The 15,920-nt window shown below is 36.6% G+C and carries 18 protein-coding genes; 1 reads left to right on the top strand and 17 read right to left on the bottom strand.

Translation table 11 applies throughout. The annotated features are described in order from the left end of the window. Positions 1-58 precede the first annotated feature (58 nt). On the top strand, positions 59-766 hold the full coding sequence (locus I589_RS04680; RefSeq protein WP_010769270.1) for a C39 family peptidase: 708 nt from the start codon (positions 59-61) through the stop codon (positions 764-766). Positions 767-1,276: 510 nt separating this feature from the next. On the opposite strand, the gene I589_RS04675 is transcribed toward I589_RS04680, so the two are convergent. From I589_RS04675 to I589_RS04600, 17 genes are all read right to left on the bottom strand, one after another. Then, on the bottom strand, positions 1,277-1,675 hold the full coding sequence (locus I589_RS04675) for a PTS sugar transporter subunit IIA (protein ID WP_010769271.1): 399 nt from the start codon (positions 1,673-1,675) through the stop codon (positions 1,277-1,279). Positions 1,676-1,694: 19 nt separating this feature from the next. After that, entirely contained in the window at positions 1,695-2,504 is an 810-nt protein-coding gene (locus tag I589_RS04670) for a PTS system mannose/fructose/sorbose family transporter subunit IID (protein WP_010769272.1), read from the bottom strand. Beyond that, positions 2,491-3,378, bottom strand: coding sequence for a PTS mannose/fructose/sorbose/N-acetylgalactosamine transporter subunit IIC (locus I589_RS04665; protein WP_010769273.1), 888 nt, complete (start codon positions 3,376-3,378; stop codon positions 2,491-2,493). Before I589_RS04665 ends, I589_RS04670 begins: the two co-directional genes overlap by 14 nt. A 13-nt stretch (positions 3,379-3,391) precedes the next feature. After that, positions 3,392-3,871, bottom strand: coding sequence for a PTS sugar transporter subunit IIB (locus I589_RS04660; protein ID WP_010769274.1), 480 nt, complete (start codon positions 3,869-3,871; stop codon positions 3,392-3,394). Between the two features lie 89 nt (positions 3,872-3,960). Further along, on the bottom strand, positions 3,961-4,056 hold the full coding sequence (locus tag I589_RS18750) for a hypothetical protein (RefSeq protein WP_425387013.1): 96 nt from the start codon (positions 4,054-4,056) through the stop codon (positions 3,961-3,963). A 225-nt stretch (positions 4,057-4,281) separates the two neighbouring features. Continuing rightward, positions 4,282-5,271 carry a tagatose-bisphosphate aldolase gene (lacD, locus tag I589_RS04655; RefSeq protein WP_010769275.1) on the bottom strand — a complete coding sequence of 330 codons (990 nt, stop codon included), beginning with the start codon at positions 5,269-5,271 and terminating at the stop codon, positions 4,282-4,284. Between the two features lie 32 nt (positions 5,272-5,303). After that, positions 5,304-6,470 carry an SIS domain-containing protein gene (locus I589_RS04650; protein WP_010769276.1) on the bottom strand — a complete coding sequence of 389 codons (1,167 nt, stop codon included), beginning with the start codon at positions 6,468-6,470 and terminating at the stop codon, positions 5,304-5,306. Between the two features lie 19 nt (positions 6,471-6,489). Next, positions 6,490-7,224, bottom strand: coding sequence for a GntR family transcriptional regulator (locus I589_RS04645; protein WP_010769277.1), 735 nt, complete (start codon positions 7,222-7,224; stop codon positions 6,490-6,492). A 282-nt stretch (positions 7,225-7,506) separates the two neighbouring features. Next, a complete protein-coding gene (locus tag I589_RS04640) occupies positions 7,507-8,115 on the bottom strand; it encodes a response regulator transcription factor (protein ID WP_010769278.1) in 609 nt (202 codons plus the stop codon). A gap of 2 nt (positions 8,116-8,117) precedes the next feature. Further along, on the bottom strand, positions 8,118-9,242 hold the full coding sequence (locus tag I589_RS04635; RefSeq protein ID WP_010769279.1) for a sensor histidine kinase: 1,125 nt from the start codon (positions 9,240-9,242) through the stop codon (positions 8,118-8,120). Beyond that, positions 9,239-10,000 (bottom strand): ABC transporter permease, encoded by a 762-nt coding sequence (locus I589_RS04630; protein WP_010769280.1) that lies wholly within the window; start codon positions 9,998-10,000, stop codon positions 9,239-9,241. Before I589_RS04630 ends, I589_RS04635 begins: the two co-directional genes overlap by 4 nt. Further along, complete coding sequence (locus tag I589_RS04625; RefSeq protein ID WP_010769281.1) at positions 9,993-10,886, bottom strand: ABC transporter ATP-binding protein; 894 nt, start codon at positions 10,884-10,886, stop codon at positions 9,993-9,995. The genes I589_RS04630 and I589_RS04625 overlap by 8 nt, the downstream gene beginning before the upstream one ends. 633 nt (positions 10,887-11,519) lie before the next feature. Then, positions 11,520-12,218, bottom strand: a complete 699-nt coding sequence (locus tag I589_RS04620) for an HAD family hydrolase (RefSeq protein ID WP_010769283.1) — start codon at positions 12,216-12,218, stop codon at positions 11,520-11,522. A 376-nt stretch (positions 12,219-12,594) separates the two neighbouring features. After that, positions 12,595-13,872, bottom strand: coding sequence for a class II D-tagatose-bisphosphate aldolase non-catalytic subunit (locus tag I589_RS04615; protein WP_010769284.1), 1,278 nt, complete (start codon positions 13,870-13,872; stop codon positions 12,595-12,597). A 163-nt stretch (positions 13,873-14,035) separates the two neighbouring features. Further along, positions 14,036-15,088 (bottom strand): PTS fructose transporter subunit IIC, encoded by a 1,053-nt coding sequence (locus I589_RS04610; protein WP_010769285.1) that lies wholly within the window; start codon positions 15,086-15,088, stop codon positions 14,036-14,038. Between the two features lie 27 nt (positions 15,089-15,115). Further along, positions 15,116-15,430, bottom strand: a complete 315-nt coding sequence (locus I589_RS04605; RefSeq protein WP_010769286.1) for a PTS fructose transporter subunit IIB — start codon at positions 15,428-15,430, stop codon at positions 15,116-15,118. A 13-nt stretch (positions 15,431-15,443) separates the two neighbouring features. Then, on the bottom strand, positions 15,444-15,917 hold the full coding sequence (locus I589_RS04600; RefSeq protein ID WP_010769287.1) for a PTS sugar transporter subunit IIA: 474 nt from the start codon (positions 15,915-15,917) through the stop codon (positions 15,444-15,446). Between the last annotated feature and the right edge of the window lie 3 nt (positions 15,918-15,920).

Here is a 15,920-nt window from a genome sequence, read left to right as displayed (position 1 = left end):
TGGCGTTAAATGAGGATAGCAATTATTTTCATTGTACAAACATAAAGGAGTTGGTGATATGGGAAAAACTCAGATACGAAAGCCCTATAAAAAGAGGAAGAAAAAAAGTCCGTTTGTTCTCTTCGTGTTTTTAGGTTTGCTTGTTGGAGGTGTTTGGCTGATAAATGGAGGAAGCGTTTTATCAGATGGGCAACTACCGAATCTGTTTCAAGCAAAGCAGTCACAGCAATCATTTAGTAAAAAAGCAAACACGTATTTAAAAAAAAGAAACCCAAAAACAATCAACTACCCATTGAATCTTCAAACAGATGAGCGCTGGTCAGAGCTTTCTTATGGAGATAATACACTGGGAGTTAACGGATGTGCCATTGCTACTCTTTCAATGATTTTGTCAAAAGAACAAAACCGTGTCGTGGAGCCAACGGAAATTTTGGATTGGGCAAAGGATGTCTATTTTGTTGAGGGTGCAGGAACATCTTGGACCATTTTTCAAGACTTTGCGACATACTATGGACTGCCCTTTAAAAATCTCGGTAACAGTATAAATTCCGCTCTTGACTATCTGAAAAAAGATATCCCTGTAGTTGTATCCGTTGCTCCTGGTGAATTCACTGATACCGGGCATATTATGATATTAGCTGCAAGTAAGGATGGAAACATTCAAGTCTATGATCCTAACGATACGCCTAAAAAGAGTCATTACAAGAAAACATATACAAAAGATGAGATATCGTCTCAAGTAATCAATTATTGGGTGTATGCGTAAGCAGGAGCAAAAAAATCTGTCTGTGCAGCAGCTGATTAGAAAAGAAAGGTTGGAGAAGTTTGAAGAAAAGAATTGATTTATAGAAGGATTGTTTTTACTTGTTGCAGACTAAAAAATTCTGAGTGCTGTTTTTTGAAGCAGTGCTCAGTTTCTTTTTATATAATGAAATTGTTTATCAAAAAAAGACCACGGTGGGTAGCCGTGGTCAAGGAGTTATTTTTACTTGAGGAGTAAAAATGAAAAAGTGTTATAGGGTTGTTTTGGTATGTCTTTATATTAGCCAGAAACTATGAAGAAAGTATGTTTATTTTTTTTGGTTTTTACTATATTTTTTTTAAGAAAATACATAGATTCATTGGTTTTCATCTCCGTTAAATAAAGAAGAAAGCGAGCGTTAACTCAAGCACTGAAAGGCTGTCCCTGTTAACGCTCGCTTCTTCTGTAAAAATTACGTATACCTTCTTTTCATCTCTAGATGGAGGCTATTCTTTTCATCTGCGCAAAATAGCTCTATTCATCGTCTTCGTCAAATGTGAGTAATTGATTGACGTGATAAATATTTTCTTTCGCATCCTCTACAGGATTCACCGAGGTTTGTGTGAGAAGCCCATTAATAAAACTGATAACCATAGGCATGTTCATTCCTGCATATAAATCAAATTGTGCCCCAATCATTAATTCTTTTGCTACTACATTACAAGGAGTTCCTCCCATTAAATCAGCCATAACGATGAAATCATCCATTCCTCTTGTAGCTTCTTTAAACTTTTTTTGAAAGTCTTCCGGGCTTTCAGAAGGTAAGAGTGAGACCGTGTGTATACACGACTGCTCTCCCATAATCATCTCTGTACTTTTCTTTAATTCCTCGCAAAGTGTTCCGTGACTAATTAAAATTAATTGTGTATCCATCCTTCATCCCCCAATTTTCTTATTTTGAAATGACGCCTAGTGCAGAAAGAGCGATGGAGACAATTAAGACAATAAAGATGGCTTTCGTAGACGTAATATTTTTCTTTCCTAATAACCAGTAAATCGCGCCAACAATTGCAGCTGGTAACATGCGTGGCAAAATCATATCAATACTATTTTGAATGTTTAGTGTCACATCTCCGATACTTGGTGCCCAAGAAAATTTTACATTAACCATCGTAGCGACAAGTGCCCCAACCATGAAGACCCCTAGTACCGTCGCTGCATCCGTTAAAGCTGTCAGTCGACTTTGCATCGTTGTTACTAGAGAAATCCCTTCTTTGTAAGCAAAGCTTAACTGCTTCCAACGGAAAATCATAATGGCAATTTGTGCTGCAATCCAAATAAAGATACCCGTAGGATTGCCATTGATTGCCATGTTTGCGGCTAATGCCCCAAAAATTGTTGGAACTAATGATGCAAATATTGAATCGCCAATTGCAGCAAATGGTCCCATTAGCCCAACTTTTAAACCAGAAACGGTGTCTTTTGCAGTAATCCCCTCTTTTTCTTCCATTGCTAAATCAATTCCTGTAATAATCGTATTGAAGAAATTAGACGTATTAAAGAATTGAACATGTGTTTTCATCATTTCTTTTAATTCAGGCGTCCCATCACCATAAATCTTTCGTAACTGTGGCAAAATAGTATAAAGATAACCTGAGGCCTGCATCCGTTCATAGTTCCATCCTAGCTGAAAGCCAAATAAATTTCTACGATTAATTTGAGCAAAATCTTCTTTTGTTAGTTTGTAATTAGATTTCGTCATCTTCAATTTCCCCCTCGTCAGAAGCTTGGTGATTTGACCCTTGTACATGTGGAGTCAGTTGTGAATTTTTATAGCTTAAGGATGCTAATGAGAAGCCGATTAATGCGATAGCAAGCATTGGTAATGCATTAAAGATTCCAGAGAAATCTTTCACAACACTCGCTACACCAGTTCCTAATAATTGAATATTTCCAAACAATGTTGTTAGTAGTGCGGTGATAACAAACCCTAAAACGAGATAAGAAAAATGTTTCTTCACTGGTAAATAATGTAATAAGATTGCAAACCCAACGGCTGGAAGAACAGCACCTGCAACAGATAACCCATCACCGAGCCACTTTAAATCTCCGTTTAAGTAAGAAACGACTTTTTGTACCAAATCTCCCCCAAAAGCAAGGGCTAAGAAGACTGGAACCATCCGAGACAACGCCCAAGGTAGCGCACCCATTAGAAAATTCCGTTCAATTCCTTTGTAGTTCATTGTTTCAATATGGGCATCGATTCGATGTGCAAAATAGGTATTTGCAAATCTGCCTAGAATATCCATTTGAATCATTAAGCTTGCTACAGGAACAGCAATTGCGGCAATCGCTTGCTCTGGATCCATCCCTAAAGCAATAGAGAACGCAGTTGCTAAAACCGTTCCAGAGTTTGCATCAATCCTTGAAGCCCCACCAAATGTCCCAACACCTAAGATAGTCAGCTGCATACTCCCACCAATAAGAAGCCCTGCGGTAACATCACCCATAATGATTCCTGAAATTAATCCTGCAAAAACTGGAGCACTCATTGAAGAGTAAAGCTGTAATTCATCTAAAATTTGGTATCCTGCATATAAAGTTAATAATAATATCTGCCACCATGCTATATTCATGAATAATTCCCTCCTAGTTCTTTAATAACGACATAAAGTCTTCTGCTCGGTCACTTGGAACCATTTGTGCGACCAATTTCACACCTTTTTCATTTAAACGATTGAATACCTCAACATCACTATCCATGACATTGATTGATTTCGTAATTGAGCGGGTTTTATCAGTTTGCGACATATTTCCAACATTAATCTCTGTGATGGGCACACCTAGCTCAACAAGTTGTAAGAAACGATCGGGTCGACGTGCGACAATTAGCAGTCGCTGTGAATCATATTTTCCTGCTAAAATATTGGTTGCTGCTTTTTCAACTGGAAGAACACTTAGCTTGACTCCAGCAGGTGTAGCCAACTTTAATCCGCTTTTTTCGATTGCGTTTGTCGCAACATCATCATCTACCACCATAATTCTTGTAATATTAAGCTTTGTTGTCCAAAGATTTGCAACTTGACCGTGAATTAATCGACCATCAATACGTGTAGCAATAATACTCATGTTCATTCCTCCTCATTTATAATAATTTTTTTAAACTGATTGTTTTTGTCATCTGATTGAGCGTTGAAATACTCCTTCCGTTTCAAAAATTACGAGTGCATTTTTCCTTTTTTTAACTCTTTTGGGAAATTAAGTGACCTCGTCGGACCCAACATCCAAAAACAACCAATGTTTACCTGATTCACAAAAATTAATCCTTTACAAACTTGGCGAATAGCAAGAAAGGTATTCGCTATTTTTTTAATACTCTATCAAAACGGCTTTCTTCTTTCGTTTCCTTAGCTTCCGATGAGATATTTCTTTTGTTGAAACCGCTATCAACTGTTCTGTTAAAAAATGAACCTGATTCTACAGCTATGTTCATTTCATCAAGTTCATTTTTTTCAAATAGATTAGTTTGCTTCCATTAACTAGACGACCTCTATTTTTTCAAACCATGGACTGGCTGTTTTTTCTACCACTTCATTTAGCGAAGTAATATTTTCCACTCCAGTTTTTTTCAACCAATTTCGTGCAGCCTCTTCTCCTGATTCCATGAACGGTTGTACGCCGTCTCTCCATGTGGCACGCCCACATAAAACGCCATTAAAGGTTGAACCTGCTTGGTGGGCAAATACTAATGTCTCCTTAAATAGCTGAGAAGATACACCAGCACTTAAAAAGATAAATGGTAAGTCAGTTGCCTCACTTTGTTCTTTAAAGTAAGCCGCCGCCTCGTCAGGAGTATGGATACTTTCATGAGGAGAAAATCCTGCAACATAGTTCATATTCACAGGAACTTCGACTTTTAAGACGTCTACTTTATAAACAGGCTTAGAAAATTCTTTCATCATTTCAATGACTTTGTGCGGCTTAACATGAGCATACTCTTTTGATGTTGCATCAGATATCGTAGCGTCATAGGATACTAGCTCTAGGTAAAAAGGTAATTCTTCTTGTGCGCATTCGCTTCCTAGTCTTTCCACGAAGACGTGTTTGAGATGATTGATAGCTTCAGGTTCATCTACGTCGTAATAAAGTAGAAATTTGACTGCATCCGCTCCCTCATTTTTTAATCGTGTCACAGACCAGTCTTCTAGTAAATCTGGTAATCGCCCAGGTGTTGTGGCATCGTAGCCTGTTTTTTCATAGGCCAATAATAGCCCCGAATGACTATCTCTGTTTCTTGCAGCGGGCAATCCATACTCTGGATCCAACAGAATAGCCGAAGCATATGGGGTTAGCTCCTCAGAAACAAGTCTTTTGAATTCTTCAATCATGAAAGCTGTTGGTTCGTCCGTGTACTTTGCCATCATCTTTCGCAAGGCACCGCGTTGGTCAATTGCTAATGCTTTGATTCGACCGGTGTCGGTTGATAATAAATCCATCTTCTCTTTTTTTTTCTTGGAAATTTTTAACATGTTGACCACTCCATTCCAAAATAGGTGCTAGTTTAATATGGATGAATCGTAACACCCTTTACAACACGATTGACTGTTCCAGTTGCCGAAGGGGTATCTGGGGTATTCCCCACTTTTATGGATGTAAACAAGGCAATTGTTTGAGCAACCATAATTTCTGGTAAAGCAAGATATGCTTCTGGCAGAGGTTCCTCATTTGTTTGAAAAATAAATTTGTTTCCTGAAAAATGTTGTTTGCCTAGCTGACCAATTGCCACGGTATTTTTAGCAATCTGATTTTCTTGTACCTCTTCTAAAATATCCAAGTCATATTGACGTGTGTAAGGATCGTTGTTTAAAAATCCGAAAACGAGTGTTTTTTCATTAATAAACGATTTAGGTCCATGACGAAAGCCCATAGATGAGTCAAATACAGTTGCTACTTTTCCTGCAGTCAGCTCTAAAACCTTTAATTGTGCTTCTCTTGTGAGCCCTGCCAAACTCCCAGACCCTAGATAAACGATACGGTCAAAATCTGTATCGGTGAATGCATGGATTTCTTCTTCTCTAGATAATAGCTCTTTTCCCAGTAAAGAGGCGGTCTTCACATAGCTTCTTTTTGTTTCAATAGATGATAAGTCGAAAATCAGTAACGCGGTCAGCAACATGCAGGTGAAGCTTCCTGTCATAGCAAATCCCGCATCATTTGATTTTTCAGGCATCAACAATAACAAGTGATTGGAGTTATCTGTCGAATTTTTTGCTAAAAGACCATCGGATGCACAAGTAATCGTTAAGTGATAGACGGTGTGAACAAGCTGATCTGCCAACTGAACTGCTGCAAGACTTTCAGGACTATTTCCACTTCTAGCAAATGAAACAAGAAGCGTTGGAGAGTCTGGCTTTAAGTAATCAAGTGGTGCCGACACAATGTCTGTGGTTCCAATGCTTTCAAAGGTATAGTTTTTCGTATCGCCTACTCGATTGAGATATGGAATCAGTGTATCGCCAATATATTGCGAAGTTCCTGCTCCAGTGAAAATGATTCGGATAGGTGTACTTGCTATTTCTTTTAGAGAGTTGAAAAAGTTATTCATTTTTTCCTGTTGATTTTCAAACAGCTGAATAGTTTCTTCCCATAGCTCTGGTTGCTGTTGAATTTCTCGTGTGGTGATGACTGCCCCCATTTTCTTTAACGCATCATTTGATTGTTGAAACATTCTTTTTTCCTCCATTCATTTAGTCATTTATTCGAACGTGACTGATTCTATATCGGAATTGATCAGCTCTGGCAACACTACGCGTAAATTCAATAATTTCATTTTTTATATTGTAGGTCTTTCTTACTAGATGAAGTACAGGGGAGCTTTCCATGAGTGCCAGTATTTCTGCATCACGGCCAGTAACTAGACTCGCATAAAATTCTTCATCTGCTACTCGAATGATTTGTTCATAGTTTTCTTCAAAAAGTGTATACAGAGGTTTGCTTTCTAACTGCTGAACATCCATACTTAAAAAGATTTTTACAGGAAGATAAGAGCGCTCCAGCATCATCGGCTGATCGTCAGCTAGTCGTAAGCGCTTTAGTTTATAGAGCGGTTCTCCTAAAGAAACATTTAGCTGATTTGCAAAATACTTATTTGCTTCAATTTTTTCAAACTCCAAAATTTTTGTTTCGGGTATCTTTCCCAAGGCTTTCATTTGATCTGTGAAGCTATAGGCCCCTGATAAATTGGTCGTTTTTTTACTTAAATCTGAAACAAACGTTCCTTTTCCATGCTGTCGGTAAATGTACCCCATTTTTTCTAATTCTTGTAATGCTAGACGAACGGTTGTTCGACTTAATCCATAATGTTCAACTAACTCTCTTTCTGAGGGCAGCATTGTATTTGGTCCCATCTCAGTTTCAATTTTTTCTCTTAAAACGTCTACTAACTGATCATAAAGAGGCTGCTTTTTATATGTATCTTTCACAAGTGAATCCTCCCTTCTAACTGGTTACTACCACATGACCAATTTAAATCTTTTATTGTTATTTGTCAATTATTTTTTTAAAAAATAAAATAGCTATAAAGAAATAAACCTTTTATAATATAAGGTTTTATAGGATAAAAAAACAAAAAAGTTAATTTATGCATTTTTATACTTGTTATTTTAATTAGATACCAGTTGGGCGTTTTTTTCATAAAAAACAAAAAAAAGAACAAAGTAACATTTGATTTTCACAAATGCTTTTGTTCTTTTCTTCTGTACCATTTATGCAAGCCAACCATTCTTTTTTGCCACATTGATTGCTTCTATTCTTGTTCGCGTTCCGGTCTTACTAAGAATAGAGGAAATATAGTTACGGACGGTTCCTTCTGACAAAAATACTTGCTTAGCAATTTCTGCTGTGCTTGCTCCAGAATGAATACTGAATAATATCTCCATCTCTCTGTTGGTTAAAGGATTTTTTTCAGCACTCAGAACACTACGTACAAGATCAGGTGAAAAAACAGTCTCTCCGCGCAGTACCCGATAGATACTTTCAATAAGCTCCTCGCTTGGACTATCCTTCAATAAATAGCCGTTTACTTGATTGGCTAATGCTTGCTGAAAGTAGCCTTCTCTTGCAAACGTCGTTAAAATAATTAATTTCGTTGGTATCTTGAGAATCCGAAGCTGCTGAGCTATTTCAAGACCCGTCATTTTTGGCATCTCTATATCTAATACTGCCAGGTCTGGTTTACATCTGATTATTTCAGCGAGGGCTGTTTCCCCATCAAGCCCACTACCTACTACTTCAAAGGAATCTTCAAGATTTAAAATAGTTGTTAATGCAGAATTTAACATTTCCTGATCTTCTGCAAGATAAATAGTTGTCATTTTTATTCAGCCTTTTTAAATGATTTATTTGGAATTTTAATTTCTAATACTGTTCCGTCCTTGCTCATAATAGAGAAACAACCATGGAAGGATTCTACTCTATTTCTCATGCCTGTCAGTCCATGTGCCCCTTCACGGATAGCGGTAAATCCATCCCCATTATCTCGAATCGTCAAGCAGTAGGAGTCTTCGGTTTCTCCAAAAATAATTTCGGCAAGGCTCGCTTTGCTGTGCCGAATCATATTGGTCACAGCCTCTTTGATAACTGCAGAGCACACATCTTGAACAGGTAATGGCCAGTTTTCAGCGAGCTCTTCATTTTTGCTGTAGAGCAGAATATCAGCTACTCTTATATTTTTTTCTTCTTCAATCATGGTCTTAGCAATCGTTCGCTCTTGAAGATTTGAGACAATTTCTCGAACCATAGATAAATTTTTCCTTGAAGTCTCAGCAATTTCAATCAGCTCTTTTTGAACGGCTTCTGGTTTCTTCTCAAGAAGTTTTGCAGCAAGCTCCGTTTTCATCGTAATGATTGAAAATGCCTGACCTAAATTATCATGTAAATCTTGCGCAATCCGCTCTCTTTCACCTTGACGAATAATAGATTCCAGACGTTGATTTTGTTGAGCCAAACGATAGGACTGTTGGTAAGAACTTTGAACCGAACGTGCTACGAGTGGTGAAATAATAGAAAAAAGAAAGGCAATAAAAAGACTATAGTCGTTTTCAGCTATCGAGAGATCTGCATGAAGCAGGCCCCAACCAATGCTTATTGCGCAGGTGGAATAATAAGCTATTAGAAATTGTTGAAATCTTTTTTTTCCTATAGGAAGAGAACCTATTTCCCATGCAGTGAAAATAAAGAGATAGCCGTTTCCTAAAAAAATACCAAATAATAAAGAAATGATTAATTGGATAAAAAAATGGTATTGTAGGTGTTTTGTTACCTCATATCCATCTCTGTAAGCTTTTAAAAAAACAAGCAGGAGTAAAAAAAATATTCCTTTAGTTACTGAATCGAGTGGAATGAAATAGCTAACATTTGGGATAAGAAATACGAGCAAAAAATAGGGTAATAATCCGAATCGTTTTGGAAATAAAATATGTTCAGTGAAAAAATGCTTCATATAGTCAGTAGCTCCTGTTTTTTCCTAAAATGCAATAAAAGTCGAATACCAACAAATCCTAGAATGGACCAGATAAGTAAGCCTAAAATTGTTTGAATGCTAACTGACTGGTGGTGGATCACTGCTTTCACTAGAGAACTGCCAAAGTATGTCGGTAAATTGGTTCCTATGGCTTTTAACCAGTCGGGCATAATCTCTAATGGCCACCAAAGTCCACTTGCAATTGCCATGGGAAAGACAACCAAATTGCTTAATAAATTAACAACGTTACTTGTTCCTGTTAATGATACCATAATTCCAATAAAAATTAGAGGAATCGAAACAAGTGGGACAATAAATAAAACAACAAGCCAAGTAATAAAAGAAATCGTTACATGATTAACCAGACTTGCAACAATGCCGAGGGAAACAACTGCGGACATACTTAATGTAAAGAAAACGACAATCATTGAGGCATAGTATTGGAATCGAGAAATTGGACTTAAAACAATAAATAAGTCAAAAGAGTTTTCCTGATCGTCTAATAGGGTATTAGCTACAGTTATCACCGAACTCATTAAAGAGCTGTATAGTACCATGCTCACAAAATAATCAGAATTCCAAGCAGTTAGTGCATCTGCACTCATGTTATAGGTCATTACTTTTGTAAATAAAAGATAAAAAGCAATGGGAAGCGCAAGGTTAAAAAATAAAAATCGTAAATTACGAAAAATAATTCGCTGAAAGTTAATTGATACTTGATAGAAAAAATTATTCATGATTTCCGCCTCCTTCGTTGAGTGAAACAAATAATGACTCTAATGAATTTTGTTTGATAACTAAATTTTCAATGCCTGATAAGTAGGGAACGAGCTGTACAACTACTTGATTCACTTGATTGGTCATTAAATGGATAGATTCTCCAGTTCTCGTAACTGAGAGAACCGTTTTCCATTCAGTAAAGATTTTTTCAGAGAGCTTGGAATGAAACGTAATTTCCGCAGTTCCGGATTTTCTTCTTAGATCCTCCAATGTTCCATCAAATACAATATTTGATTCTTTTAAAATTAACAGACGATTAGCTGAAGATTCTAATTCGTCTAAATAATGGCTTGTAACAAAAAAGGTTTTTCCTTCCTTTTTTAGCAAACTGATGACTTGCCATAGTTTCTGCCGACTACTGCTATCCATCCCTGCTGTAGGCTCATCTAAGAAAATAAGTTGTGGATCACCGGCAAGTGCCACAGCAAAAGAAAGTCTGCGTTTTTGTCCGCCAGATAGCTTTGCGACCCGTTTGTTTTCGTGTTCCGCTAGATTGGCTAATGCAATCAGTTTTGTATAAGGTAAGGGTTTGTGATAATAACTAGCAGCTAAGGTTAAGGTTTCTTTTACGGTTAAGCGACTTAGCTGGATATTTTTTTGCATCATCACACCAATTTTTTGTCTGTCAATTGGCTGGTTTTGCTGATTAAAAAAAGTAACTGTTCCAGCATCTAGCGGGATAAGCTGATTGATACTATTAATCAACGTGGACTTCCCTGCCCCATTTATCCCAAGAAGCGCAACGATTTCTCCCTTGTTTACCTTAAAAGAGAGAGTATTTAAAATCGTTCTTTTTTTATAGGATTTACGAATATTCATTACCTCTAAAATTGTTTCTGTCATTTTGCTTCCTCCTTTTCTTTACTCATTAACTGTACCTTGAATGCAATCTCATCAACAGTCATGAGTGTCATGACTTCTTTATGACAAATGTCATAAGAAAAAAGCAGATAATAGAGCGTGAACTCCAGAGAAGCAGGAAGAACTGATTATTTGAATTATTTAATGACTTTAGCGCTTCTCTCCATTAATTTTTAAAATAAGAAAATGAGTATTTACTTCACTTTTTTATAGAGCAGCACCTATCGTGTGACTAGTGATGTCCAGATTACCTAAATTCTGGACAAAGGTTTGGGATTGGAAATCCCTACTACGTTTTGCACTCAAAAACCTCTATTCATAGGGACATGCTATGGAAATGAGTTGAAATTGTACCGATATACTATTTCTAAAAAAATAGATGCAGAGATTTACCAACTTGGTTCTGCATATCCCGTTATTTTTCTTCCAATGATGAACAGTACCTATCTAGTTCTTGAAGCTGAGCACATCTGCCTTAACAAAAATATAGGAGCAAAGCATCCTTAGATATGCTTTGTTCCTATATTTTTGAGAACGCTGTTCCCTCTATTTTGATTTCATAATATTTAAGGTTGATTTTCTTCGCTGTACCAAAATCAAAGAAGAAATAAACAATCATATTATTTTTTTACACAATTCTAATAACGAGTTTTCTTTCGTAAGAATAAACTCTGGAATACTAGAGTCCCGGGGCTGTTTATGCTGTCGATGGTTACTCCAAATTGTTTTCCAGCCAGCAGCATGAGCGCCAACCATGTCATTTTGAAAAGAATCACCAATATAATAGGTCTCCTGTTTATTTAAATGTAAACGTTCTTCAACTAAGTGAAAAATACGGGGATCAGGTTTAGCAAATCCTACAACAGAGGAAATAAATATCTGCTGTCTAGGAATCCATTTTTCTAAGTTTAACTGTGTTATTTTCTTTTTCTGATGTTCTTCAGGACCGTTAGTAATCATTCCTAAATTTACGCCGTTAGCGGAGCAATAATCTAAAGCATCTTTCATATCTGGCAGAAGTTGAATCTTTTGCTGATTGTTTAAATAACTTTTTTGAAATTTATCTGCTTGAACATCTGTGATTTCGTAGCCAAAATATGCAAATGCTTTTTTTATGCGATATCGATGCATTTTTTTTATTGTCAGATTTCCATTTTCTGTTAAATGAAAGACTTCATCACTGTATTTTCTACTTAAGACATATAATTTTTCAATTGACACATCAGGAAAATTAAACTGTTCTTGATATGCTTGTTGGAACGGTTGTAACTGATCGTAGAGTGTATCATCTAAATCAAAGATAATGGCTGTCATAGCGGCTCCTTTGCGTGAATAAGCTCGTTTATTGATAGGTTTTGATAAAATCAATAGTTTAAACACAATACTAATATTTTAGCATATACTTATGAAGAGAAAATAAAAATTTGTTAGAGGATACCTAATCACTTTATTTTAGATTCAATTAGGCAGTTGATTATCTAACTTATAAAAATTTTTACAATGACTAGTATGTTTGCGCAATATTTTCAACAGTAAGTCCATCGTTTTAAATGAGTGTATCTCCTGGTGTACGCGCTTCAAAACAATCAATGCCAATAACTTTCTCAGCCAAAGCTTACCGCTATTTTAATAGCTACCCGCTTTAATACATTTGAAGGCAAAACAGATTTCACTTTCTACCTGCCCTATGTTACTTAGAAATAGCTTTGATTCGAGTAGTGACGCCTTTTAAATTGTAGCATTCGGCATAGTCCCGAATTGGTCGTTTGATATGATCGATTACATAACGTTGCCCATCAATGTTATATGTTTTTAAGTTAGCATACATTTTTTCAATTTCGACTTTTACTTCTTCATCATTGAATGTGTAATGCCCCGCTATATCTAAAATTTCTGCTTGTAATTGTTCATCACCAGATTCTAAAATTTGCTCAACGGTTAATTCTTTCTGATCACCAACCATCCACTTTCTCCATCGTTCACTCTTAATTGCATGAATTAATAATATTTCTCGTGTATTAGAAGCTTCGCTAATTCGTTCATTTTCTGCTAATCGAGCTTCTACAGAGGCAAGATTTAAATAGGCACGCGTTTCTTCTGTTCCATACTGTGGTGCAACATTTGTTGCCGTAATTTCAGAAGGAATATGCTCTAACAACGTTACATCATCCAAATAATCCCCATTATGTTCTTTTAAGCCTACTCCATATTGTTTAGCCATTTGTGCTAAATCATAGGCATTCTTGAAATTAAATGTTCCAACCTGTTCTGTTTTACGTGTTAACGTTCCTGTTTGTCCGACGATAAATGTTGGCATTGGTAATCCGCGTTTCTCTAATTCCTCTTTTAATTGTAGAATAAAGGATTCGTATGTTTCAGTGGAGGTTAATCCTCCGTTTGTTTCTTCTGTCCCCACTTCATAACCGATTTCAGGTAGATTCCGTGATTTACGTTCTGATTCACAGAATGCAATTAAGTCAACAGTTCTTTCTAAAACTGTTTCTAAAGGGATTACTTTCCCTACTTCAAATGGATCTTTAGTGGGATCAATCATTAATAAATCAAAGCCTGCTTCAATATCTGCTATATATGATTTTTGTCCCAGTGCCATTGCTTTGTCAGTCGGTAAGTGATCATTTCGTTCTTTATCACGTTGCCAAGGTCCCCCATGGTCACGACATAAATAATAGAAATTATCATAGCCAATTTCTTCAGCCACCTCTTCAACTGCTTTTGCAAACGTAAACTGATTCCAGCCATTTACGTAACCACCGCCTAATTCATCTGCATCAACTTGATTTCTACTAGCAATAAACATCACTGGATAATCATCTTCGTGTGATAACTCGAGTGTTGCTTGAACACAGTTTTTAGACATTGGACCAATCCCGAGTAAAGTAGCACTCTCACCCGTCTTTTGTAATGTAAGCAGACTTTCAACGACCGTTTTTATTGGTAATTTTTTCATTATAAGCCATCTCCAATTTTTTTATTTTAATAAGATTTAAATTTATTACACTCAAAGTATAAAATTGACTTTATTTGTTGCATATGACAATTTCTTGCAACAAATTTTTTTATTTCTGACACTTGTTGCAAATCAAACTGTAAATGTTCAATAGAAAACTGTGTTACACTTCTTCTATGTTTTCTAAATTCGGTTTTGTAAAGTGTAGGATAGCAACAGAAATGAACACACCTATAAACATTGAGAGGACATACCAAAGTTTTCCATTAACTACAGGAAGGATAATCAAGCCTCCATGCGGAACAAGCGCTTCAACTCCATTAGCCATTCCTAAACCGCCTGCTATAGCGCTTCCAATTACAATCGCTGGCAATACTCGTTTGATATCTTTGACGGCAAATGGAATTGCGCCTTCAGTAATCCCAATAAGCCCCATAAATAATGCAGATATCCCTAAATCTTTATCTGCAGATGTATATTTTTTTCGATCAATAAATGTTGAGATAGCCATTGCAAGAGGAGGGACAGCGCAGGCAATTCTATGCGCACCATTTGGTCCATACACACCTTCTGCCATCAGTGCTATAGTAAACGCAGTTGCTGTTTTATTAATGGGTCCGCCCATATCAAATGCAGTCATTGCGCCTAAAATCATTCCCAGTATAATGGCGCTGCCTCCTTGCATTTTTCCAAGTGCCTGAACAAGCCAATCCATGGCTGCACCAATTGGAACAGAAATTACATAAATATAAATCATTCCTAAAAGAAAAGTTGTAATGACTGGGACAATAAGAATAGGCATAATCGTTCGAATAGTTGCTGGTACTTTCCATGTTTTTACCCAGCGGACGAAATACCCCGTCCCAACACCTAAAATCATTGCCCCTAAAAACCCTGTTTGAACTTGCTGCTCGCCTATTGGATTATTTGCAATATAGCCTAAAATCATAGCTGGAACTAAGGCGGGCTTGCCTGCTAACGCATTAGCAATATAGCCCGACAACAATGGAATCATCATAGCAAAACCTGCTGAACCCATATCTAGGATGTTTTTCATAAAAGGATTTGTTACTTGCATCCCAGAATCAGTGGCTTCCCCTGTTGCTAATGACAATGCTAAGAAGATACCACCTACTACAACTGCAGGTAACATAAATGAAACGCCCGTATTAAATGCTTTTTGTAAGTCTTTAAAGAAACTCTCTTTCTTTTTCATATATTTTTCCTCCTTTTCTATGGCAGATTATAGTTTTTCAGCAGCATCAATTACTTTTACTGGATCATGAATGGCCTTTGCTGGATCGAGGGAGAGTAGCTTACCTAGGCGTTCTTTTTCTTCAAAACGGTCTTCCCCCTCAATGCCAATAGCGACAGCTAAAATTACTACATCTGCCTCATCTATTTCTTCTTGTTCGAGTTCATTTTCAATCCCCATGCTTCCTTGGGTTTCTACTTTTACTTCATAGCCCCGTTTTCTACATTCTTTTTCAATTGCTTCTTGAGCCATATACGTATGGGCGATTCCTGTAGGACACGCAGTCACTGCTACTATTTTCATTCTTGGTTCCTCCTTAGATTTCGATTGAATTTAATTTTTCCAAAATTTCTGGTTTGTTCGCTCCGTTTAACAATTGACTTCTAAAATTCTCATCTAATAATCGTTTACTTAACTGAGAGATGAATCTCAAATGAAGATTATTTTCACTTTCTTTTGGAACACCAATTAAAAAGATTAACTGAACGAGTTCTTCATTTTTTTCTGTCCAGCGCATTTTATTTGCTGTTCTAACAAAAGCAATAAACGGATAATTGACTGAATCAGATTTTCCGTGTGGAATGGCAATTGAGTAGCCTATCGCTGTTGATACTTCTTCTTCTCTTTTTTTAACAGCAGCATTGAATGCTTCTTTATTACTGATATATCCATCTGTATGTGCTTGATTTACAACTAACTGAATAATCTCTTCCTGACTGCTTGTATCAACATCAAGAAAAATTAATTCTTTTGAAAGCACATGCTCATTCATTTTTTGGCTATTTCCCAATTT

The organism is Enterococcus phoeniculicola ATCC BAA-412, from assembly GCF_000407505.1.
Taxonomy (GTDB): domain Bacteria; phylum Bacillota; class Bacilli; order Lactobacillales; family Enterococcaceae; genus Enterococcus_K; species Enterococcus_K phoeniculicola.
The sequence above is the reverse complement of the archived record's forward strand: the minus strand, read 5'-3'. Positions and strand labels throughout refer to the sequence as shown.